The following is a 21711-nucleotide window of genomic DNA, read 5'->3' as shown; positions in this document are numbered from 1 at the left end:
GCCGCACCGCCGGCACCTCCCCACCACAGCACGATCGGAGACATCAATGAAGAAGTCCATCGCCCTGGCCGGCCTCCTGGCCACTAGCGCTCTCGCCCTCACCGGTTGCTCCGGCACCGGCGGCGGCACCGGTGGTGCGCCGGCCGCGGCACCGGGTGACGACGAGAAGGTCACCGTCACCGTGTGGAGCGCCTTCTCCGACCGTGAGCTCGCCGCCCTCGACGGCATCCTCGCGACTTTCCACGAGCAGCACCCCAACATCACCATCAAGAACGTCGGCAGCCAGACCGACGACAAGATCACACAGGCGATCCGCGGCGGGAAGTCGCCGGATGTGGCGATCTCGTTCTCCAGCAACGCCGTCGGCCAGTTCTGCTCGTCGGGAACGTTCCAGGACCTCACCGACTACATCGACCGGGACAAGGTGGATCTCACCAAGATCCCGCAGGCGACGCTGGACTACACCCAGTACGACGGCGTTCGCTGCACGATGCCGCTGCTGGCGGACGTCTACGGCCTCTACTACAACAAGAAGATGTTCGCCGACGCGGGCATCACCGCGCCGCCGAAGACGATGACCGAGTTCACCGAGGACATCAAGAAGCTCACGCAGTTCAACGCTGACGGGTCCATCAAGGTGGCGGGATACGTGCCGACGCCGGGGTACTACGCCAACGCGATCGAGATGCTCGCGCCACAGTGGGGCGCGACATGGCAGACGAAGGACGGACAGTCCAACCTCGCTGCCGATCCCGCCTGGACCGAGATGTTCGAGTGGCAGAAGGAGATCACCGACTTCTACGGGCTCGACAACATCACGCGCTTCACGGCGGAGGCCGGACAGCAGTACTCGGCGGGGCAGGACTTCCAGACCGGCCGCATCGCGATGGCCTTCGATGGCGAGTACCGCACCGCGTTCATCAAGGACGGCGCGCCGGATCTCGACTACGCGACCGCGCCGATGCCGGTGGCCGACGACCACCCCGAACTGTACGGCACCGGGTACACCACCGGAACGGTGATCGGCATGCCGAAGGGCGCGCAGAACGCCGGAGCGGCGTGGGAGGTCATCAAGTACCTCACCACCGACACCGACGCGCTCGTCACGCTCGCCAACGCGCTCGGCAACGTCCCCACATCCACCGATGCGCTGAAGTCCCCCGACCTGGAGCTTCCGGAGCAGTTCCAGACGTTCCTGGACATGTTCGACAGCGGCAAGGTGCAGACCAACCCGGCGACGAAGAACGGCAATGCGTACACCAAGATCGCGCAGGACTTCGAGACGGCGTTCGTGGGCGGCTCGAAGACCGACCTTGCGGCCGGGCTGAAGGACGTCGACCAGCAGATCAACGACGCCAACGCCCTGGGGCAGTGAGATGAGTGCTGTCACGACCGCGGGGGTGGCTCCGGCCGCCCCCGCGGGGGCACCGGCACCGCCGGTCATGCGTCCCACCCGCAGCCGGAGACGACGCAAGCTCACGGTGCTGCTGTTCATGTCGCCGTGGATCATCGGTGCGCTGGCGTTCTTCGTCTACCCACTGATCGCCACGCTGTTCTACTCCTTCACGAACTTCGACCTGATCAACGACCCCACCTTCGCGGGATTCAGCAACTACATCCACCTGCTCTTCAAGGACCCCCTGGTCTGGAAGGCGCTCAGCAACACCGTGTGGCTGACGATCGCCGTGACCATCGGCCGCGTGGGCTTCGGCCTGTTCGTCGCCCTGGTGCTCGTGCGGATCCGTCGCGGCGCCGGAGTGTTCCGGACGCTGTTCTACCTGCCGTCGCTCACTCCGCCGGTCGCCGCGGTGCTGTCGTTCGTCTTCCTGCTGAGCCCGGGCTCCGGACCCGTGAACCAGTTCCTGCGCTGGATCGGGATCGATGCGCCGCTGTGGTTCAACGACCCCGCCTGGTCAAAGCCCGGTCTCACCACGATCGCCCTCTGGATGAGCGGCTCGGCGATGGTGATCCTGCTCGCGGCCCTGCTGGACGTTCCGACCGAGCTGTACGAGGCGGCCTCCCTGGACGGGGCGGGGGAGTTCACACAGTTCTGGCACGTGACTCTGCCGGCCATCACCCCCGTGCTGCTGTTCACGGTGGTCAACTCGATCATCGTCGGGTTGCAGTACTTCACCGAGGCGATCGTGGCGGGGCAGACCGCGTCTGGAAGCCCGACCCCGTCACTCGGCTATCCCGACAACTCCACCCTGACCTTCCCCATGTGGCTGTACGAGCAGGCGTTCCGTCAGTACCACATGGGTTATGCCTCCGCGATGGCCATCGTGCTGTTCGTGCTGTCGGGGATCTTCACCATCGTGCTCGTGCGCCGGATGCGGTTCGCGGGCGTCGGAGAGGACGAATGATGGCGACGCAGGCGCTCACCGTTCCCGCGCGCGGAGGACGCACCCGCGTCCGCGCCCCGCGCAGCGCCAAGCGGCAGAACTTCCTCACCTGGGTCGCGGTGCACGCCGTCGCGATCGCGCTGGTGATCATGTTCGTCGCCCCACTGGTGTTCGTGGTGCTCACCGCGTTCATGAGCGATCAGCAGGCGCTCACCAGCAACCTGTGGCCCACCACGTGGCATCCCGAGAACTTCGTCGAGGTCTTCAATCGCGTCCCGCTGCTGCGCTACCTCGGCAACACGCTGCTGTACGCGTGCCTAGCCACGCTGTTCATGCTGCTCTCCAGCATCCCGGTCTCGTACGCCCTCGCGCGGATGAAGTGGAAGGGTTCCACCGCCGCCTTCTATTTCGTGATCATCGCGATGCTGCTGCCGACCCAGGTCACGGCCATCCCGATGTACGTGGTCTGGGCGCACCTCGGGCTCACCGGATCGCTCTGGCCGCTGATCCTGCCGAACCTGTTCGGCGACGCCTTCAGCATCTTCCTGTTGCGCCAGTTCCTCGTCACCATCCCGCAGTCCTACATCGACGCGGCGCGAATCGACGGCGCCAGCGAATTCGGAGTGCTGTGGCGGGTGGTGATCCCGATGGCGCGGCCAGGGATCGCGGCCGCGGCCCTGTTCAGTTTCCTCAACGCGTGGAACGACTACTTCGGACCGCTGCTTTATGCGGGCGAGAACCAGGATGAGTGGACGCTGTCGCTTGCGCTGGCCTCGTTCCAGTCGCAGCACCACGTGCAGTGGAACCTGACGATGGCGGCCACGGTGCTGGTGATGATCCCGGTGGCCATCCTGTTCTTCGCGGCGCAGAAGCAGTTCGTGGAGGGCATCAAGTTCTCCGGTGTGAAGGGCTGATCCCGCCCCCGCGAGACCTCCGTCTGCGGGCGAGAAGCCGCGCCACGCGGCGGTTGTCGCCCACCGACGGGGGTCTCGCGGACGGGCGCCGGCGGATCTAGGCTGGCCGCATGAGATTCGGCGCGTTCATTCCCCAGGGCTGGCGATTCGATCTGGTGGGTATCGACCCCGCCGAGCAATGGGCGAGGATGCACGGCGTCGCGGCCCAGCTCGACGACGGGCCGTGGGAATCGCTGTGGGTGTACGACCACTTCCACACCACCCCGGTGCCCAGCGGCGAGGCCACGCACGAGGCGTGGACGCTGATGGCCGCGTTCGCAGCGTCGACCTCGCGCGTGCGGCTCGGGCAGATGTGCACGTGCATGGGGTATCGCAACCCCGCATATCTCGCGAAAGTCGCGGCCACGGTCGACATCGTCTCCGGAGGTCGTGCCGAGATGGGCATCGGCGGTGGCTGGTACGAGCACGAGTGGCGGGCCTACGGCTACGGTTTTCCGGACATCCCCGATCGCCTGCGCATGCTGCGCGAGGGCGTCGACATCATGAGCCAGGCATGGCGCACCGGCACTGCGACGCTGAACGGCCGGTACTACCAGGTGGACGGCGCCATCGTCCAGCCTCAGCCGCTGCAGGACGGCGGAATTCCGCTCTGGATCGCCGGTGGGGGTGAGAAGGTCACCCTCAAGCTCGCGGCACAGGTGGCGTCGTACACCAACTTCACCGGCTCGCTCGACGAGTTCGATCACAAGAATGCCGTGCTCATCGAGCACTGCCGTGCCCTCGGGCGCGACGATTCGGAGATCACCCGATCGTCCAACTTCAACACGATCGTCGCTGCCACAGAGGCGGAAGCCGAGCAGCGGCTCGCGGGTGTGATCGACCGGCTGCGGCCGCATGTCGGCGATGAGCGGGCCGCGCGCATCGAGGCCGAGTACCGCGCCTCGGACGCATTCGGAACGCCGACGCAGATCGTCGCCAAGCTGGCGGAGCGTGCCGAGCACGGCCTCGGCTACGCGATCCACTACTTCCCGGAGGCGGCGTACGACCGTTCCGGACTGGAGCTCTTCGCGAGCGAGGTGATCCCCGCTCTGCGCTGACGCGGGACGAGTCAGCGCACCCGGGCGTCGCGTCGCCGATCAGGGGTTCGCGGACGGATCCCGGGGCGCTCCCGGTTCCGGCACCGCGGGGTCCGGCGCAGGCGCGGTCGGCTCGATGTTCGGCAGACGGATCCGGCGCGCTCCCGTGGCCTCGCCGGCGTGCCGCTACAGCAGGGCTTCGACCGACGCGAAGCCGCCGGTCTCCTCCGTCTGCGTGGCGGGGGGAGCACTGAACACCACGCCGGAGTCGGGCACCGCGGACCACGCGGTCCAGCCGGGGTCGCCCGTCTTCACGAATGCCACGGCCGCCGCATGGATCGCGTCGGCCAGAGCCTGCGGCGGGTGAGGGCCGGTGAGGGCATCGACCACGGGGCCGTCGAGGCAGTCGAAGAAGAACGGCACGTCGATGCAGTGCACGGCGGCGTCGAACTTCGTGGAGCGGAACGCGATGCGGTACACCCAGGTGGGGGCCGCGCCCCGCGCGCGGGCCGTTCTCACGACTCCGGTGCGGAACATCTTGTCGGTGATCAGGCGTCCGAGTACGGCGGCGTGTCCGCGCGCGACCACGGGCCGGTTCGCGGCCAGGTAGCCCCGTCGGACGGCTGAGGTCAGCTTGAAGGGACGCAGCAGCAGAGCAAGGGGGATCCAGCGCAGCTTGCTGGCCTGATCCTGCACCGCCATCGAGAACTCATCGTCCGTGGCGCCGAGAACCAGGGGCTTGTCCGCGCCGACTCCCTGCGCCAGGGACTGTGCGGTGGGACGAGTGATGAGATCACCGTCGACGGCGGGGCCGAGCCCGAGGCCTTCATCGACCGTCTCGCCCATCGAGCTGAGGTCGAGCTGGCTGAGCTTTCGCTGAGCGGCAAGCACGTCCTCCTCCGAGACCGAGGAGAATCCGTCGCGCGTTGCGGGGACTCCGAGTTCGCGCGCCATCTTCGCGCTGAACGCGCGGGCGCGTTCCGGGGCGACATCGGCGAGCGCACCCGACAGCGCATACACGCCGTGGAAGAGGTGCTGGGCTGCGGGCATGCCGAGCAGGGTGAGCACCGCTCCGCCTCCCGCCGATTGCCCGGCGATGGTCACGCGGGAGGGGTCTCCGCCGAACGCGGTGATGTTTTGCTGCACCCATTCCAGCCCGGCCAGCCAGTCGCGTACGCCGCGGTTGGAGGGGGCGCCGTCGATGTGGCCGAAGCCGTCGAAGCCGAGGCGATAGCCGATCGAGACCGTGACGACGCCGTCACGATTGAAGGCGCGGCCGTCGTACCAGGGGCTGGCGGGCGAGCCGGCGACGTACCCGCCCCCATGGATCCACACCAGCACGGGCAGCTTCGCCGTGGTGTCACCGGGCGCAGGCGTGAACACGTTGACGTTGAGGGTGCTGTCGCCGGCGACCGACGGCTCGGGGATCAGCGTGATTCCCGGGTCGCCGCGCTGGGCCGTGGCTCCCTGCTCCAGTGCGTCACGCACATCCGGCCAGGGTTCGACGGCGCGCGGGGCGGCGAAGCGCAGCTCCCCGACCGGAGCCTGCGCGAACGGAATTCCGAGAAAGGACGCGCTTCGCACGGATGATCCGGCGACGTCGCGCCAGAGGCCGCGCACGCGACCGGCTCGTGTCTGAACTTCGACATAGGCGGGGGATTCAGTCATGGCGTCTCCGGATCACGAGGGCGATGCTCATCAGCGTAGCGAGGAGCCCTTAAGTTCATTCCGTGAAATAAGTTAGGCGATGCGGTGGTGAAAAGCAATCGCCGTTCGGTTTTACGCGGCCGGGCCAATCGGGCGTGATGCGCAGGGCGGTGGCCCTGCGGCTCCGCGGCGTCAGCCGAGAAGCGTGTCGATCATCCGCAGTCGTGCCGCCCGTTCGGCGCCGAGCAGTGCGGCGTCGGCGCCGAGCCGGCTGGCGGTGACCTGCGGGGGCGTGGCGCCGCCGGCTCTGACGGCGATCCGGGCAAGCTCGTCGGCGATGTCCTCGGCGAAGGCTGCCAGGTATCCGCCCAGCACGACATGATCGGCGCCTACGGTGAGCAGGGCGATCTGCAGAGTCCGGGCGACGTGGGGGAGAGCCACGGCCCACGCGTCCACGAATCCGCGACGCCCATCCCGGACCCCCGTGACGAACCGCTCCAGGGCGGCGTCGAGTCCGTCCGTGTCCGCCACGTCGGTGAGACCGGCGTTTGCGAGAAGGGCGTCCGGGCCGGCGACGGTGACCAGGCATCCGTGCTGTCCGCACTCGCAGAGCGCACCGTCCGCGATCACCGGCAGATGGCCGAGCATGCCCGCCCATCCCGCAGCGCCGGTCAGGGCACGGCCGTCCGCGAAGACCGCGCCTCCGATGCCCGAATCGCTCTTCAGATACACCAGGTGCGGCGGCGACCCGGCATCGGCGTGTTCTTCCAGCGCTGCGACCGACGTGTCGGCGATGAGCGGGATCTGCGCTGCGCGGAGTCGCGGCAGGCGCTGCTGGAGAAGGCCGATGAGATCGACGCGCTCCCAGCCGAGATCCGTGTCGGCGAGCACGACCGCGGGACTGCCGCCGACCGGCGCCCACACCACCACGGACAGATCCGCCAGGGGTCTGCCGACCGAGGCGGCATGGGCGAGAGCTTCCGACACGACCTGGGCCAGAGCGTCGACGACGGGGCCGGGATCTCCGATCGGACGCCCGTGGCGCCGCGAGAACCGGGCCAGGCGCTGGCCGTCCAGCGTGGACACCACCGCCTCCACCCGGTCCGCATCCAGGGTGGCGATGATGAGAGCCACGTCGGTGGCCGACAGTTCCAGCAGCGTCTTCGGGCGGCCCCGTCCCTCGGGGGCGATGCGGTCGGACTCGCGAACGATCTCGTGCTCGATGAGCTCCGCCGACAGCGACGTGATCGCCCCGCGGGTGAGGCCCGTCTCCAGGGCGAGCTCGCTGCGGGAGAGCGGGCCGGACGTCAGCGCCAGCGCCACGAGGCCCAGATTGTGGCGACGCACGTCCTCCGAGGTGAGCGAACCGCGCGAGGAGTCAGGGGAGGGCACCCCTCGATTCTCTCGCAGAGCGCGCGCCCGACGCGTCAGCACGTCGCGAAACGAGGAGCATGTCGCGAAACGAGGACGAATCGACCGCTGTCGTCCTCATGTGGGAGCACACTCCTCCGTCCGGACCCGCGTCTCACCAGAGTGCGCCGGGCCATGAGCCGGTTGCGCGGCCGACGGGCGTCGGCTTGGCTGAGAGGGTTGCGGCGAGGACGGGAGAAGCGATGCATCCGATCGACGACGGGCACGTGGGCCGGCGCCCGCGCATCGGACTGTGCTCGGTGACGTTCCGCCAGCTCGCGGCGGAACAGGTCATCGCCGCTGCCGCCGGGGCGGGGCTGGAGAGCATCGAGTGGGGTGCGGACATCCACGTTCCGGCAGGCGACCCAGCGCGGGCGGAGATCGTTGCGCAGCGCACCGCCGATGCCGGCCTCGCCGTCGCATCGTACGGGTCGTACTGGCGCGCGGAGGAGGATATCTCGCCGGTGCTGGACTCTGCGGCGGCGCTCGGCGCGGACCGCATCCGGATCTGGGCCGGGCGGATCGGATCCGCGGAGGCGAGCGAGGCGGAGCGGAGCGCGATCACCGAGGCGATCGCCGACGCATGTGCCTCGGCGCGCGAACGGGGGATCACGCTCGCGCTCGAATACCACTCCGGCACCATCGCCGACACGCCGGGGGCGGTTCGAAGGCTGCTCGACGACGTCCCCGCGCTGCGCACCTACTGGCAGCCGACGGTGGGGGCGTCCGACGACGCGGCCCTGCACGAGTACGATCAGCTGCGCGATGCCGTCGCCGCCGTGCACGTCTTCTCCTGGTGGCCGGCGGCGGAGCGCCTGCGGCTGGCGGAACGGGCGAGCCTGTGGGCGGCACTCTTCCAGACGGCCACCGAGCCGCGTGACGCCCTGCTGGAGTTCGTGCCGCACGATGATCCGGCACTCCTCGCAGGCGAAGCCGCGACGCTGCGGGGCTGGGTCACAAGCCGCTGATGAACGCATGCCCGGGCACTCTCCGGGTGTGCGTGGTGGGATAGGCATATGCCCGTTCCCGAGAACGCCCTCTCGCTCACCGTCGTCGATCCGTCGGCGATCACCGTCGACGCTCTCAAGCGTCTCTATCGGATCACCGGCCGGTCAAGCGTGGAGCTGCGAGACGCGATCCTCGCGGGCGCGCCCGTGTACTCGGCATCGTTGTTCGGCAATGACCACATCCATGTGGTTCCGCGCCTGGAGCGCACCGCGGCGCTGCTCGACGAACTCGGAGTCCGCTACACCGTGCACGAATGGACCGATGGTGTCGTTGAGGAGATCTCGGCGGAGCTGATGCGGCAGATCATCCAGAGCGCCGACGGACAGTTCGGCTAGGAATCCCCGACAACGATCCGGCACGCGCCACGCCGGCGTCGAGTAGGCATCGAACAGCGGGCGGACCCGCGGCACGTGCCGGCCCGTCAGGCCCGCTGCGCACCTACGCGGGTGACGCTTGGTCGTCGTCCAGCGAGAGCAGATAGGAGGCATTGCCGCGGAGCGCGGCCTCGTATCGCTGCACTTCGGGGGTGGAGAAGCGGTCTGCGATCACCGCGAGAACGCTTCCCAGCGCCGCGCTGGGGCGGCCCGCCGCGTGCAGCGTGAGCGCGCGGAAGATGCCGAGAGACTCCGACTCCGGAAACCGGGTGATGCCCTCGTCGAAGACGGCGAGGCTCTCATCGACGCGACCGAGGTTGCGCAGCGTACTGCCGTATTGCAGATAGCACTGCCGAAGCCAGTGCCCCTCCAAACCTGCTGCCATCGCCCGGCGGTAGTAGTCCAGCGCGGTTTCCTCCTGACCGTCGGTGTCGTACGCACCGCCGACCTCGTACAGGACGGCGGGGTCGTCCGGATGCTCCGCAAGGATCTCGCGGAACGCCGCGATGGTGGGTGCCATGTGCGCGCGATCGCGTGCGGCGAAGATCTCGTCCAGCCGTGCGCGGAGAGCGTCGTCGGTGGTCATGCTCTTTCCCCCTTCAGCCTGCTGATCCCGCACCGGCGTCGCCGACCGCGGTTCGACCCGGTCGCGCCGCATCGGGATCGTCTGCGGGCGCGAAGGCCGCGAACAGGTCGCGGACCGCGCCCGCCATGTCGATTTCCGGGTCGGTGAGCCACTGCAGCTGCAGCCCGTCGGAAGTGGCGTGCAGGATGCGCGCGAAGGAGTCGGCCGGTATCGCGTCGGTGATGATCCCGGCGCGCTGGGCGGCAGCCGCGATGCGCGCGAATCGCGCGTGGAGCTGCTCGCTGCGCTCCAGGAAGTAGTCATGGGCCGGGTGCTCGGCGTCCGCGGCGTCGACCGCGAGGCGGGAGAACAGCTCGACGAGCCCGGGGACCGAGGCGTTGTGGCGGATGACGGCGAGGTAGGCCTGCGTCGCCTGCTCCCACACGGCCGTGGTGTCGCTGGTGTCGAGGTCCGGGAGGATGAAGGTGAGCCCGTCCACTTCGTCGCGCTTGCGCAGGATCGCCGTGAACAGCTCCTCCTTGCTGTCGAAGTAGTGAAGCAGCCCCGGAGGTGTGAGGCCTGCGGCATCCGCGATCTCTTTGACCGACGCTCCGCGCATGCCGGAACGGGCGATCACCTCGAGCGCGCGCTCCAGGATCTCCTCGCGTTTGGCGATGCCCTTCGCGTACGAACCCCGTTTTGCCATGTGCCGAGTCTGCCAGGTGACGGGACCATTGCCATCACAAACCGAATGACGTAAAGTTTTCGCCACGGCCCGCACGCTCATCGATGAGAGGATCCCCATGACTGGCTCCGGACAGCTTCCCGAGGTCTCCGACCTCACCACCGCCGAGAAGGCATCGCTCACCAGCGGCGCGGACTTCTGGACCACGAAGTCGGTGGAGCGCGCAGGAGTCCCGGCGCTCATGCTCACCGACGGGCCGCACGGACTGCGCAAGCAGAACACCGGAGGGGACCACCTGGGCCTCGGCGACAGCGTGCCCGCTACCTGCTTCCCGCCCGCGGTGGGACTCGGCTCGTCGTGGGACCCCGACCTGGCGGAGCGGGTCGGTGTGGCGCTGGGCGTGGAATCGGCCATCGAAGACGTCGCCGTGATCCTCGGCCCGGGCGTCAACATCAAGCGGTCGCCACTGTGCGGCCGGAACTTCGAGTACTTCTCCGAGGATCCGCTGATCGGCGGTGTGATGGGTGCGGCGCTGGTGCGCGGCATCCAGTCCCAGGGCGTCGGGTCGTCGCTGAAGCACTTCGCCGCCAACAACCAGGAAACCGATCGTATGCGGGCCTCCAGCGACGTGGACGCTCGCCCGCTGCGGGAGATCTACCTGCGCGGCTTCCAGCGGGTGGTCACCGAGGCTCAGCCCTGGACCGTCATGTGCTCGTACAACCGCATCAACGGCGTCTACGCCTCCGAGGACCCGTGGCTGCTGACCAGCGTGCTGCGCGACGAGTGGGGATACACCGGTCTCGTCGTCTCCGACTGGGGAGCCGTCAACGATCGCGTCGCCGCGCTGGTGGCCGGGCTCGATCTGGAGATGCCCGCGAGCGGCGGACGCACCGACGCCCAGATCGTCGATGCGATCGAGTCGGGGCGCATCGACGAGTCGGTGCTCGACCTGGCTGCCGAGCGCATGCTGGAGCTCATCCGCCGGACGAGTGCCGTGGTCAAGCCCGCGGGGGCGCTGGACGTCGAGGCGCACCACGATCTTGCCCGGGAGGCTGCGGCGCGGTCCATCGTGCTGCTGCGCAACGACGGCGACATCCTCCCGCTGAACCCGCAACAGCGCATCGCCGTGGTCGGTGCCTTCGCCGACCAGCCGCGCTATCAGGGCGCCGGCTCCTCGCTGATCAACCCCACTCGGCTGGATCGCGCGCTGGAGGAGATCCGCGCGATCGCGCCGGATGCGACCTACGCGGCCGGCTTCTCGCTCGATGGATCCGGAGACGCGGCCGCACTGCGCGCCGAAGCCGTGTCCGTTGCGGCGGAGGCCGATGTGGTCGTGGCCTTCCTCGGCCTTCCCGCTGCGGCGGAGTCCGAGGGCTACGACCGCACCGACATCGACCTGCCCGCCGACCAGCTCGCGCTGGTGGCGGAGCTGCGTGCGGCGAACCCGAACATCGTGGTCGTGCTCTCCAACGGTGGGGTGGTGGCGTTGCCGTTCCGTGACGAGGTCCCCGCGATCGTGGAGGCCTGGCTCGGTGGGCAGGGTGGGGGTCATGCCGCCGCCCAGGTGCTGTTCGGCGCCGTCAACCCGTCCGGGCGCCTCACCGAGACGATCCCGCTGAAGCTGGAGGACAACCCGTCCTTCGGGAACTTCCCCGGTGAGTTCGGCCACGTCCGCTACGGCGAGGGGATCCTGGTGGGCTACCGCTGGTACGACGCGCGGGAGCTGGAGGTGGCCTACCCCTTCGGACACGGTCTGTCGTACACCTCGTTCGCGTACGGCGACGTCTCCGCCGCGGCGGACGACGACGGGATCACGGTTCGCGTCGACGTCACCAACACCGGCGAGCGTGACGGTCGCACGGTCGTGCAGGCCTATGCCTCGATCGGTGCCTCCGTCGTGCAGCGGGCGCCCCGCGAGCTGAAGGCGTTCCAGTCGGTGGCCATCGCTGCCGGTGCCACGACGACTGTCGAACTGCGGATCCCGCGCGCCGATCTGGCGTACTGGGACGTGCGTGTGGACCGCTGGGTGGTGGAGGGCGGCGAGTACACCGTCTCGGTCGGCGAATCCAGCCGCGACCTGCGCGGGTCCGCGACGGTGAGCGTGACAGCCGACGAGGTGACCATCCCGATCACCCCCGACTCCTCGCTGGGTGAGGTGCTGGCGCATCCGGTCGTTGGGCCCATGGTGCAGCAGGCGATCTCCGGGTTCCTCGGTGCGGGTTCCGATGCGCCCACCGAGCTCGACGAGGGGATGCTGGCGATGCTGCAGTCGCTTCCGCTCGCGCGGATGGTCGCCTTCCCGGGCTCTCCGATGACACCCGAGGCGATGCACCAGCTGATCGCGGCCGCGAACGCCTGACGGCCGGCGTCCCAGCAGCCTGAAGGGCCGCGATCTCTCCGGATCGCGGCCCTTCAGGCTGTCTGGTCAGGCGTCGCGGCGAGGCCCCTCGGACGGGACGATCGGGAAGATCGCGGGCTCGGCGAAGCCCGCCTCGGTGAAGGCGGCACGCACGGCGGACTCCACCGCCGCGGCGTCGTCGATGCGTACCAGCGCGATGGCCGCCCCGCCGAAGCCACCGCCCGTCATGCGGGCACCGATCGCTCCCGCGGCAAGGGCGGCGTCCACCGCGAGGTCCAGCTCGGGGGTGGAGATCTCGAAGTCGTCGCGCATGGAGACGTGGGAGGCGACAAGCAGGTCGCCGATGGCACCGGGCCCCTGCTCACGGACGGTGCGAACGGTGTCCAGCACGCGCTGGTTCTCCGTGACGATGTGGCGCACGCGGCGGAACGTGACGTCGTCGAGCTTCTCCTCCGCCGCGGCGAGGTCGGCGACGGCGAGGTCGCGGAGCGCCGGAACACCCATCTCCCGCGCACCGCGCTCGCACGACTCACGACGCGCCCGGTAGCCGCCGGTGGCGTGCTCGTGCGAGGTGCGGGTGTCGATCACGAGGATCTCCAGACCCGCTGCCTGGAAGCCCACCGGCACCGACTGGACATCCAGCGTGCGGCAGTCGAGGAACGTGGCGGCGTCCGCACGCCCGTGCATCACCGACATCTGGTCCATGATGCCGGTGGGAGCTCCCACGGCTTCGTTCTCGGCCCTGCGCCCGGCCACAGCCAGGGTCGTGGCGTCTGCTCCGAGGCCCCAGATCTCGTTCATCGCCGTGGCGGCGGCGCCCTCCAGCGCCGCGGACGACGACAGGCCGGCGCCCACCGGGACGTCTGAGTCGAAGGCGAAGTCGAGACCGGTGGCAGGAGCTTCGGGGAAGGCCGCGCGCAGTGCCCAGGCGACGCCGAGGGGATATGCGGCCCAGGTGGGAACGGCCGGCTCGCCGTCACTCGGGAACAGCGTGTCGAGGTCGCCCAGCGCGACCTCGACGGGCTCCGGCGAGAAGGACGAGATCACGCGGATCCGCGCGTCCTCTCGCGGTGCCACCGCGGCGAACGTGCGCGCGGGGATCGCGAAGGGCAGCACGAAGCCGTCGTTGTAGTCGGTGTGCTCGCCGATGAGGTTGGCGCGACCGGGGGCCGAGTACACGGCGGTGGGCTCGGCGTCATACGCGGTGCGGAACAGGTCGCGGGCAGTGGTGTCGCTCACGGGTCTCTCTCGGTGCGGGGCGGCGGCGTCGCCGCGGGCTGGTGGGTGGGCGGTCGTCGTTCAGACCGAGACGGACGCGATGGCGGCGCGGATGCGCTCGGCGGCGGCCTCCGGCGGCACGTCACCGATCCATGCGCCCATCGCGGCCTCGCTGCCGGCGAGGAACTTGAGCTTGTCGGCGCCGCGGCGGGGACTGGTCAGCTGCAGGTGCAGGCGCGCGCTCGTGCGCGCGCGATTGACCGGCGCGGCATGCCAGGCGGCGATGTAGGGCGTCGGGTCCTCGTAGATCGCGTCCACACCGCGCAGCAGGCGGAGGTAGAGGTGGGACAGCTCGGCGCGCTGCGCCTCGTCGGTCTCGGCGAAGTCCGCGACATGGCGGTGCGGGATCATGTGGATCTCGATGGGCCAGCGCGCGGCGAACGGCACGAACGCCGTCCAGTGCTCGCCCTGCAGGACCACACGCGGACCCGCCTGCTCGAATTCCAGAATGCGGTCGAAGAGATCGTCACCCACCCGCTCGATCGACTCCAGCAGCCGCGTGGTGCGCGGCGTGATGTACGGGTAGGAGTAGATCTGGCCGTGCGGATGGGGGAGAGTGACCCCGATGGCCGCTCCCCGGTTCTCGAACACGAAGACCTGTTCCACGCCCGGCAGCGCGGACAGGGCGGCCGTGCGATCGGCCCAGGCCTCGATGATCGTCCGTGCGCGTGAGGGCGTCTGGGAACCGAAGGACCCGGCGTGCTCCGGGCTGAAGCAGACCACCTCGCAGCGTCCCACCGACGTGCGCGTACGACCGAGCCCGAGCTGGGCGAGATCTTCCAGCCCGCGCGGTGCGTCGGCCGCGGCAGGGGCGGTGCCGATCGCCTCGGCGAGTTCCGGGCCGAAGGACGGCGACTTGTTCTCGAACACCGCGACGTCGTAGCGCGACGGCACCTCGGAGGGATTCGTGGGTGACTGGGGTGCGAGCGGGTCGAGCTCGGCCGGCGGCATCATCGCGCGGTTCTGTCGTGCCGCGGCGATGGACACCCATTCCCCGGTGAGGACGTCCTGGCGCATGGTGGCGGTGGCGGGGCGGGCATCCAGCGCGCGTGCGTCGACCGCGCGTTCGGGGGAGAGCATGGTGTCCGCGTCGTCGAAGTACATGAGTTCACGGCCGTCGGCCAGGCGTGTCGCCCGCTTGATCACCCCGGCGCCCAGTGCGCTCACCTGCTGCTCGGCGTCCATCACACGTTCCTTTCCGGATCTGGCCCGAGCGCCAGCATAATCAGCGCCCATGTTTACGTCAACATGCCTGTCCGTGCCGCGATGTGACAGCATGTGAGGCATGACCTCCGCCCGCCGTCCCGCCATGAGCGATGTGGCAGCCCTGGCCGGCGTCTCCGGACAGACCGTCTCCCGCGTCATCAACGGGCACGACAACGTCAGCCCAGAGACCCGTGCGCGGGTGGAGAGCGCACTCGCCGAGCTCGGCTATCGCCCGCACCGTGCCGCCCGCGCGCTGCGGACGGGACGCTCCGAGGTGCTCGGAGTCGTGGTCGCCACCCTGGAGACGGTCGGAAACTCCCTGATGCTGCAGGCGGTCGCCGCGGCGGCGGAACGCGAGGGGTATTCGATCGCGCTGGTCACACTGGGGGAGAACGTCGCGCTCGCGGATGCGGTGGACCGGCTCGCCGAGCAGGGCGTCGATGCCGCCGTGATCGTCAACGAGGCCACGCGGTACATCCCGGAACTGGAGAATGCTGCCCTTCGCCTGGTGCTCGTGGATGCGCCCGCAGACGTCCCGTATCCGACCGTCCGTTCCGACCATGAGCGCGCGGCGTTCGAACTCACCTCGCACCTGCTGACGCGCGGGTTCCCGGTGCATCACATCGCGGGTCCCGCGGATTCGTTCGCGGCACAGGCGCGTGAACAGGGGTGGCGCGATGCGCACGAGGCGGCGGGTCGCCATGCCCCCCAGCCTCTGCGGGGCGACTGGACAGCCGAGTCCGGGCGGCTGCTGGGCGCCGAGCTCGCCGCCGATGCGGACGTGCGAGCCGTCTTCTGCGCCAACGACCAGATGGCGCTCGGCGCGATGAACGCGCTGCACGCCGCCGGGCGGAGGATCCCCGCCGACGTCGCCGTCGCCGGATTCGACGGGATCTCCGATGCCGCGAGCTTCTGGCCCGCGCTCACCACGGTGGAGCAGGACTTCTCCGGCCTCGCCGCCGCCGCGATCGGCCTGGCCCTCGCCGACACCGATGTGCACCGTGTGATCCCCGCCCGCATCGTCGCGCGCGCGAGCACCGTCGCGGAGGAGTGATCCCGCGCCCGGGGCGGTTGCGGGCGTGGCCGATCGATCACGACGGCCGGATGAGCGGGAGCCACGGGCCGGGATCCTCGATCCCGACCCGGCGGACACCGACCAGGGGGACCGGGGACGTGCGTTGCGCGCGGGCAGCCGGCCCCGCCAGGCCGATCGTGGAAAGCGGGGAGAGGGGGAGTACCTCCAGCAGTAGCTCCCGCGCCCCGGGGCCGAGATCAGTCAGGGACACGTACCAGGGGGTGCCGTCCCAGAATCGGTCGTCGACGACGTCGCCGTCGCAGCACAGGCGGGCGGCATCGCCCTCCCACTCGATGCACAGCACGGGGTCTGCAGCATCGAGCACGGGCGGCAGTTCGAGGACGAATCGCGCGGCGAGGTCCTGGTAGTGCTGCTCGGCCGGAGCGCTGTGCCGTGCGTCGCGGAAGCCATAGTCGGCGGGCGGATCACCCGCAGCTCGGATCAGGCGAACCACGACCGGCGTCGTGGGCGGACGAACCGCTGCGATCGCGCTCCGGGCCGTTCGCTCCGCGGATGGGCAGGATCGCGGCGTCCGATCTGCGCCGGAGAGTGCGCGAACCGCCTCCGGCCACGCCGAGGCGGCGCCATTCCCGCCCGGGTGCGCCGCCACGAAACCCGCAACCACGGGGTCGTAGACCTCCACGAAAGATGCGCCGCGCACGAAGATCGTTCCCGACCCGTCGCAGCGCAGCTCGCCGTCGCTGAGGAACAGCGTGCGGTGGCCGCCCCGCTCGATGACCCAGATCTGGTCGTGGGCCTGTGCGGGCAGCAGCAGCATGCGCGCGGACTCGGTGACGGATGTGGTGCCGACGGACAACGGCCCCGCCGCTCCCGCGACCTCGGCGCGGGCCGGTACGCCCTCCACCGCGACGAGCACGAGCGTGGGGATATCCGCTTCGAGCATCGTCACCGCGGAGGCGGTCGCCCAGGAGAGTCGTGCGTCGCCCCAGGAGAGGTTCACCGGGAAGCGCGCCAGCGTCGCCGGAGGGATCGTGACCGGGATATCGGGGAAGGCGAGATCCGTGTCGCCGCGAAGTGTGAAGCGCACGTCTGCGACGGGCTCCACCTGCTCGTGCGCGCGGTGGTGCGTCACCACCACGAACCCGCGGGGGGCGGGATCGCCGGACAGACGAGCCGCCCAGCGCAGGCTCTCGCGATCATCGGGATGGGGAGGGCCGGAATCGGGCAGGATGGAGCGCATCTCGGCGAGCTGGTCCCCGAAGGCCTGGAGGAAAGCGTGCTGCACCCGCAGCGGCGCCAGCGCGGGGCTCACCGTGCCGGCCTGCCCGAGTGGAGCGTGGAAGTCGTAGCTGAGGTCCGGGACGTCATTGGGATAGCCGGTGGCGTGCGACTCACCGAGCCCCGCTCGCGGGTTCCGCCCGCCGGCGAACATGTAGTAGCCCTGCCAAGCGGACCCGTTGCCGATCTTGGTGTGGGCGACGGCGGCGATGTCGGTGCCGCTGGGTACCGGGCGACGGTGATACGCCGTGGCCATCCCGCCGCCGAGCTCACACGTGGCCGGTGGGAAGCCCAGCAGGCGCGTGCCAGACGCAGTTTCCCCCGTGCCGAGCGCGGCTCGGACGTCGGCGCCCGTACCCGGGTCGTCCCACTCGTGGGATGCCACGAAGTGCTGACGGAAGCTGGGGTGCCACCCCTCCTGCGGGTCCACCCAGAACCCGTCCGCGTAGCCGCCGAACAACGGCATGATGCCGGTCGGCGGCAGTTCGGCGCCGCCCCACGCCGTTGCGGTCCACAGCGGCGCGCGCAGACCCGCCTCGCGTGCCAGCTGCTGCAGCATGCTGAGGTGGGCCGGCTGGTCGTACAGCTCGTTCTCCACCTGGATCGCCCAGATCGCATCCGGAGCGTGCACCGACCGTGCGACTTCTTCGCCGATTCGTGCGAACCAGGGGCGCACCACGGCCAGGTATCCGGGATCATTCGTGCGGTGTGTCACCGGCAGGTCCTGCACCGTGTCGGGGAAGCCGCCGTTGCGCACCTCGCCGTGCGCCCAGGGACCGATGCGCAGCACCACACCCAGACCGCAACGATGAGCCTCGTCGATGAACGCCGCGACGTCGCGGTCACCGGTGAAGTCCGTGGCACCGCCAGCCAGCACGTGGTGCGCCCAGATCACATACGTCGACACCAGCGTGATCCCGTTCGCGCGCATCCGCTCGAGCCGCTCCCGCCAGCGCGCTCGTGGGACACGGGAGTAGTGCAGCTCGCCCGACACCGGGACGACGCCGCGGCCGTGGCGCAGCACGGCACGATTCGTCACCTCGATTCCCAGCGCCTCCTCGCCCGGAGCAGGCAAGCTCGCACGCTCGGCGGGACCCGACCACGGCTGCACGGTGGCGCTGACATCCGTCATCGGCCGGCTCCGACCGCGCGGCCGATGGTCGCGGGGTCAACGCCCTCGCGCACGGCGCGGTTGGTGAGGAGCACCCATGCACGACCCACGGCGGGGTGGACCCAGAACTCCGTGCCCGCCCACCCGCCGTGACCGAAGACGGTGGCGTCACCGAATCCGGCCGGGGCGACGTGCCAGCCGAGTCCCCACTCGCGATCGGCTGTGGGCGACCCCGGATCAGCGCGGGGGAGGCCGGTCGTCCGCGGCGTGCGCATGGCATCGAGAGCAGCGGGGGTGAGGAACTCCCGCCGGCCGCCGGCCGCGATCCGCAGCAGCGCCGACCCCAGCCGCAGCAGATCCTCCGCTCGTCCGGCCAGTCCGGCGCCCGGATTGCGCTGCGCGGCGAACACCGCCATGTCGTGTCCGGCGGCAGCGGCATCGGCGACAGGGAGGGCGTCGGCGAGGTCGGTCGATACCGCGTGAGGTGAACCGAGCGATGCGAACAGATCGTCGACCTCCGCTTCCCAGCCTCGACCGCCGGCGTTCTCGATGAGTGCGGCGATGCCCGTGTAAGCGAGCGTCGAGTACTGCACCGCGCTACCGGGGGAGAAGATCTGGCCGCGGGTGAGCAGCTCCCGCCGCAGCGGCACGGCTGTGTCCAGCGCGGGCTCGTCCAGACCCGAAGTGTGCGAGGCGAGATGCGCCAGCGTGGTGGACTTGTTCGCGAAGCCGGGGAGGGCGGTCGCGAGGGTGGTGTCTGCGCTCAGGAGCCCCTGCTCGATCAGCCGGGCCGCTGTCACAGCGACGATCGGCTTGGTGATGGAGAACAGCGGATAGCGATCGTCCGTCCGGGCGCCGACGGCGACGAGCTCCTGCACACCCGCGGCATCCGCGATGCCGAGCACGGCGGAGGGGAGACGGCCGGAGGTGACGTGGTCGCGAACGATGTCGATGACGGACATCACACGGTGCCCCTCTGCTGACCGGACGGACCGCCGCTGGCGGCCTCCGGGCGAATGAGTGCGTCGATACCGAGGTCCACGACACGCACGGGCTGCCCGCTCTCGAGAGAACGGTTGCCCGCGATACCGACCGCGATCGAGCGCAGTCCGTCGGTCCAGTCCGCGGGGCGCTGAAGCGGATCGGGCCCGGGGCCGTCGAACACATCGCGCAGCAGGAGCTCATCCCCGCCGCCATGCGCCGCGCCCCCACTGTCGAGGGGAACCTCGCGGGGATGTTCCCAGTGCCGCTGCACCCGGAGGCGTTCGCCCTGCGGGCGTAGCGAACCGGTGTCGGCGAACGGTGTTGCGGAGGGGTCCAGCACGGGGTGCACACCTGCGCCGGGGAGCACCGCGCCGCGTTCCACCACGTCGAGCTCGGCCCGGCCGAGGGTGCCGTTCACAGCGACACGGTAGCCCTCCCACGGCGAATGCGCGTTGAGGGAGTAGCTGAGGGTCGGCCCGCCGGCGTAGTCGACGACGAGTGCGAGGTTGTCCTCGATGGTGATGCCCGGGCCGAACACGTCGCGATCGCGCAGGTAGCCGTCGTGCTTCTCGGCATAGAGGTACAGGGCTGCCAGACGCTCGTCGTCGCGGAGATCCAGCTCGAACGGGTCGTGCGTACCGTCGTGGGTGCCGCGCGCGGGACGCTCCCCGAGTCCGCGCCTGGCCGCATTGGCCTGGCCGTAGAAGCGCAGTCCCCCGGAGGCGTACACCCGCACCGGATCATCGCGCAGCCACCAGTTGACCAGATCGAAGTGATGGCTGGCCTTGTGCACCAGCAGACCGCCCGAGTTCGCCTTCTCGCGGTGCCAGCGGCGGAAGTAGTCCGCTCCGTGCTGCGTGTCCAGCATCCAGGAGAAGTCGATGCTGGTGATCTCGCCGATCTCGCCGTCCTGAAGGATCCGCCGCAGAGCAGAGTTCCGGGGTGAATACCGGTAGTTGAACGTCATCACGATGCCGCGCCCGGTGCGAGCTGCGGCTTTTTCGATCCGGCGGGCGGATTCCGCATCGATGGTGAGCGGCTTCTCCACGACGACATCGGCACCGGCGTCGAGGGAGCGCACGATGAGGTCGGCGTGCAGGTCGTCGCGCGCGCAGATGATGACACGATCGATGCGCCGCTCACTGATCATCCGCTCCAGCTCTGCCGGCGGATGCACGACGGGCGGTGCGGCTCCTGCGGCTGCGGCGCGCGCCACCGCGTATGCGGCCCGAGCGGGATTCGGCTCGCACACCGCGACCAGCTCCGCCCGATCGGCGTAGCTGGTGGCGATCGCGTCGACGTACATCTGTGATCGATGGCCCGCCCCGATGAGGGCGTAGCGGGTGGAGGTCATGAATCGTCTCTCGCCGGTGAGGGAAGTGCGGGGCCGGGGCGACCAGTCGTCGCAGAACCGTCCTCGATACCGAGCCACGATAGGACGGATAGCGCTTTCCCGCAATCCGTCCTATCGTGGACGCACCCCATCTTCGAGGAGAACTCATGCAGTTCATCGCCGCCGGTATCGACCGCGTCGCCCTGCGCGACGCGGGGCGGATCATCGCCGAGTACGTCTTCCGGCCCGCCGATCCGCAGATCGAGTCCCCGCGTCCGTACCTGACGTTGCGCACCCGTGCGGGAGTCGACGTGACGGCGCACCGCCCCGCCGACCACGTCTGGCACAAGGGTCTCTCCCTTGCCCTTCCCGTGGTCGGCCCGCACAACTTCTGGGGTGGCCCGACGTACGTGCACGGCCAGGGCTACGTGCAGCTGGCCAACAACGGCACGCAGGAGCACCGCGGACTTCGCGCCGAGGGGCACGACGACGAACCTGCACGCATCACCGCCGCCCTGAGCTGGCGCTCGCAGGCGGGGGACCCGGTGCTCGCGGAGCGGCGACGGATCACCGCGGACGTCGTGGACGATCAGACGTGGGCGCTGAGCTGGGAGAGCGAGCTGCGCAACTCGACCGATGCCCCTCTGGCCTTCGGCTCACCCACATCGAAAGGCCGGGAGAACGCCGGATACGCCGGCATCTTCTGGCGCGGTCCCGAGAGCTTCCGTGGCGGTGTGATCACCGCACCCGACGGCCCCGCCGGTGACGAGGCACGCGGACGCCGGGTGCCGTGGCTGTCGTATGCGGCGCCCGACCGTTCCGCCGGGGTGCTGATGCTGAACGCGGACGCCGCGTCCGCCGAGGAGCCCTGGTTCGCACGGTCGGAGGAGTACGCCGGTCTCAGCCCCGCGCCCTTCTTCCATGACGAGACGGTGCTCGAGCCCGGAGGCACGCTCACCCTGGCCGCCGTGCTCGTGATCGGCGGCCCCGATGTGCATGAGCTGGCGGCCACCGCCGGTGCCGAGCGCGTTGCACGGGTGCGTCCCTCCGCTCTCATCTCGGTCTGACCCAGCCACTCGCACCGATCCTCCCTCTACGAAATGAG

18 protein-coding genes are annotated in these 21711 nt (G+C 69.9%); 9 read left to right on the top strand and 9 right to left on the bottom strand.

From position 1 onward, the window contains the following. Positions 1–46 precede the first annotated feature (46 nt). From LQ566_RS06150 to LQ566_RS06135, 4 genes are all read left to right on the top strand, one after another. Entirely contained in the window at positions 47–1375 is a 1329-nt protein-coding gene (locus tag LQ566_RS06150) for an ABC transporter substrate-binding protein (RefSeq protein WP_231090724.1), read from the top strand. 1 nt (position 1376) lies between these two features. Beyond that, positions 1377–2363, top strand: a complete 987-nt coding sequence (locus tag LQ566_RS06145; RefSeq protein WP_231090723.1) for a carbohydrate ABC transporter permease — start codon at positions 1377–1379, stop codon at positions 2361–2363. After that, complete coding sequence (locus LQ566_RS06140; RefSeq protein WP_231090722.1) at positions 2360–3256, top strand: carbohydrate ABC transporter permease; 897 nt, start codon at positions 2360–2362, stop codon at positions 3254–3256. Before LQ566_RS06145 ends, LQ566_RS06140 begins: the two co-directional genes overlap by 4 nt. A gap of 110 nt (positions 3257–3366) precedes the next feature. Beyond that, positions 3367–4353 (top strand): LLM class F420-dependent oxidoreductase, encoded by a 987-nt coding sequence (locus tag LQ566_RS06135; RefSeq protein ID WP_231090721.1) that lies wholly within the window; start codon positions 3367–3369, stop codon positions 4351–4353. Between the two features lie 165 nt (positions 4354–4518). Here LQ566_RS06135 and LQ566_RS06130 read toward each other — a convergent pair whose 3' ends face one another. Both LQ566_RS06130 and LQ566_RS06125 read right to left on the bottom strand, forming a co-directional pair. Beyond that, positions 4519–6000 carry a carboxylesterase/lipase family protein gene (locus tag LQ566_RS06130; RefSeq protein ID WP_231090720.1) on the bottom strand — a complete coding sequence of 494 codons (1482 nt, stop codon included), beginning with the start codon at positions 5998–6000 and terminating at the stop codon, positions 4519–4521. Positions 6001–6171: 171 nt separating this feature from the next. Beyond that, positions 6172–7371 (bottom strand): ROK family protein, encoded by a 1200-nt coding sequence (locus LQ566_RS06125; RefSeq protein WP_231090719.1) that lies wholly within the window; start codon positions 7369–7371, stop codon positions 6172–6174. 221 nt (positions 7372–7592) lie between these two features. Between LQ566_RS06125 and LQ566_RS06120 the strand changes: the two genes are divergently transcribed. Together LQ566_RS06120 and LQ566_RS06115 are read left to right on the top strand one after the other, a co-directional pair. Then, positions 7593–8357 carry a sugar phosphate isomerase/epimerase family protein gene (locus tag LQ566_RS06120; RefSeq protein WP_231090718.1) on the top strand — a complete coding sequence of 255 codons (765 nt, stop codon included), beginning with the start codon at positions 7593–7595 and terminating at the stop codon, positions 8355–8357. A 48-nt stretch (positions 8358–8405) separates the two neighbouring features. Continuing rightward, a complete protein-coding gene (locus LQ566_RS06115; protein ID WP_231090717.1) occupies positions 8406–8732 on the top strand; it encodes a hypothetical protein in 327 nt (108 codons plus the stop codon). A gap of 103 nt (positions 8733–8835) precedes the next feature. Here the strand turns inward: LQ566_RS06115 and LQ566_RS06110 are convergent, their stop codons facing one another. Next, a complete protein-coding gene (locus LQ566_RS06110) occupies positions 8836–9357 on the bottom strand; it encodes a tetratricopeptide repeat protein (RefSeq protein ID WP_231090716.1) in 522 nt (173 codons plus the stop codon). Positions 9358–9370: 13 nt separating this feature from the next. Next, positions 9371–10042 carry a TetR/AcrR family transcriptional regulator gene (locus tag LQ566_RS06105; RefSeq protein ID WP_231090715.1) on the bottom strand — a complete coding sequence of 224 codons (672 nt, stop codon included), beginning with the start codon at positions 10040–10042 and terminating at the stop codon, positions 9371–9373. Positions 10043–10139: 97 nt separating this feature from the next. Between LQ566_RS06105 and LQ566_RS06100 the strand changes: the two genes are divergently transcribed. After that, complete coding sequence (locus LQ566_RS06100; protein WP_231090714.1) at positions 10140–12380, top strand: beta-glucosidase family protein; 2241 nt, start codon at positions 10140–10142, stop codon at positions 12378–12380. 66 nt (positions 12381–12446) lie between these two features. On the opposite strand, the gene galK is transcribed toward LQ566_RS06100, so the two are convergent. Together galK and galT are read right to left on the bottom strand one after the other, a co-directional pair. Next, positions 12447–13619, bottom strand: a complete 1173-nt coding sequence (galK, locus tag LQ566_RS06095; protein WP_231090713.1) for a galactokinase — start codon at positions 13617–13619, stop codon at positions 12447–12449. A gap of 60 nt (positions 13620–13679) precedes the next feature. After that, a complete protein-coding gene (gene galT / locus LQ566_RS06090; RefSeq protein ID WP_231090712.1) occupies positions 13680–14843 on the bottom strand; it encodes a galactose-1-phosphate uridylyltransferase in 1164 nt (387 codons plus the stop codon). A gap of 100 nt (positions 14844–14943) precedes the next feature. Here galT and LQ566_RS06085 point away from each other — a divergent pair, with 100 nt between their 5' ends. Further along, positions 14944–15918: a LacI family DNA-binding transcriptional regulator gene (locus LQ566_RS06085; protein ID WP_231090711.1), complete on the top strand. Its 975-nt coding sequence runs from the start codon at positions 14944–14946 to the stop codon at positions 15916–15918. Between the two features lie 37 nt (positions 15919–15955). Here LQ566_RS06085 and LQ566_RS06080 read toward each other — a convergent pair whose 3' ends face one another. From LQ566_RS06080 to LQ566_RS06070, 3 genes are read right to left on the bottom strand one after another with little or no spacing between them, the layout of a single operon-like run. Further along, the gene (locus tag LQ566_RS06080; RefSeq protein ID WP_231090710.1) at positions 15956–18310 is read right to left on the bottom strand and encodes a beta-galactosidase; all 2355 of its coding nucleotides are present in this window, start codon (positions 18308–18310) and stop codon (positions 15956–15958) included. Beyond that, positions 18307–19251, bottom strand: coding sequence for a serine hydrolase domain-containing protein (locus tag LQ566_RS06075; RefSeq protein WP_231091390.1), 945 nt, complete (start codon positions 19249–19251; stop codon positions 18307–18309). Before LQ566_RS06075 ends, LQ566_RS06080 begins: the two co-directional genes overlap by 4 nt. After that, positions 19251–20627 carry a Gfo/Idh/MocA family protein gene (locus LQ566_RS06070; protein ID WP_231090709.1) on the bottom strand — a complete coding sequence of 459 codons (1377 nt, stop codon included), beginning with the start codon at positions 20625–20627 and terminating at the stop codon, positions 19251–19253. The genes LQ566_RS06075 and LQ566_RS06070 overlap by 1 nt, the downstream gene beginning before the upstream one ends. 146 nt (positions 20628–20773) lie before the next feature. Between LQ566_RS06070 and LQ566_RS06065 the strand changes: the two genes are divergently transcribed. Then, positions 20774–21673: a DUF6807 domain-containing protein gene (locus tag LQ566_RS06065; protein ID WP_231090708.1), complete on the top strand. Its 900-nt coding sequence runs from the start codon at positions 20774–20776 to the stop codon at positions 21671–21673. The last annotated feature ends 38 nt before the right edge of the window (positions 21674–21711 follow it).

This window comes from Microbacterium nymphoidis (assembly GCF_021044885.1).
Taxonomy (GTDB): domain Bacteria; phylum Actinomycetota; class Actinomycetes; order Actinomycetales; family Microbacteriaceae; genus Microbacterium; species Microbacterium nymphoidis.
This window is presented reverse-complemented; position numbering and strand designations above follow the sequence as displayed.